Annotated in this window: 1 protein-coding gene; it reads right to left on the bottom strand. The window is 44.2% G+C overall.

What is annotated here, in order from left to right:
• Window positions 1-1,141: phage integrase SAM-like domain-containing protein (locus K339_RS0109980; RefSeq protein ID WP_028523441.1), on the bottom strand; the 1,141-nt coding region annotated here is incomplete at both ends.

Below are 1,141 nucleotides of genomic sequence, written 5' to 3' on the forward strand. Positions count from 1 at the left end.
ACGGTTTCTTCGCGCATACGCAGCGTATTCAACGCGTAATTGGCAAAAGTTTTACGGCCTACTTTGGTCGTCAAACGTATCTTGATACCACAATGGATAGCAATGTGTTTCAGATGGTCATTACGATTGGTGTTCGCTTTTACGGGTAAATTATTGATTCCCCCATATTTGTCAACGATAGCCAGAGCAATAGGGTGAAGTGGCATCGAATAGGCGACCCCCGTTTTTATTCTTTTACCTTTTAGCCATATACGCCCATCGGTGGGATGCTTGAAAAGTTCGTAGTTACGTTCCTTTAAGTCGGAGTGATGTTGGGCAGTGAAACATGAAAAAACAAAAATGTCTGCTTCTTCACGAAGTGCCTGTGTTGTTTTTTCATGAATGACCAGGCTATAAAAATCGGCATTCACAAGGTTATGGACTTCGGTTATGGTAAGGTGGGCAGTGTCGTAGAAATTATTGTCAAAGAGTTTATAACCCTTCAATAGGTTTTTGTCGATTAGATGCGAATTTTCAGCCATTTGTAACACACTTTTTAGAAGCTGGATATTATTGTTTGCGTAGTCATTGGTAAACTTGGCAGTGTCAATGAGCCAATCGAGGTAACGTTCGGCCCATTCGTGGGTGATTTGGTCCGCATACAGTTTCTTTACCTGCAAAAACTTCATGTACTTATCCAAATTGTTTTTGTACCGCCAATAGCTTTGTCGGGTACGCTCGGTGATGGGCTTTCTTTTTTGGGTTGATTTTTTGTGGTAAAACTCTCTGAAACAGTCGTGAAACGTTGGCCGTTTGACGACGACGGGTTTTGGTTCAACTTTTATCACGCCCTGGGCTTCGAGGTACGCATTTTTGATGGAAGCTGCGGTGATGGGACGGCCGTCGAGTCGGAGCCTCATTTCGGCCTTTTTAATTTCGCTTTTGATGAAAGCCAGTCGTTGGTTAAGGAGCGCCGATTCTTCGGAGTCGTCAAGCATTTTTTGGAGCTTTTGCGCCCAATTGACAGTTCGGATGTTACGCTCAACTACAAACTCAGTGGCGTACTTGCCATTGACGCCAATTTTGCATTGGAGGGAGCTTTCGGCGCGGCTAGGGTTTACCAACTGAAAACGTATGGAGATAATCGCCGAACGTGAAATGG

The organism is Runella limosa DSM 17973, assembly GCF_000482465.1.
GTDB lineage: Bacteria > Bacteroidota > Bacteroidia > Cytophagales > Spirosomataceae > Runella > Runella limosa.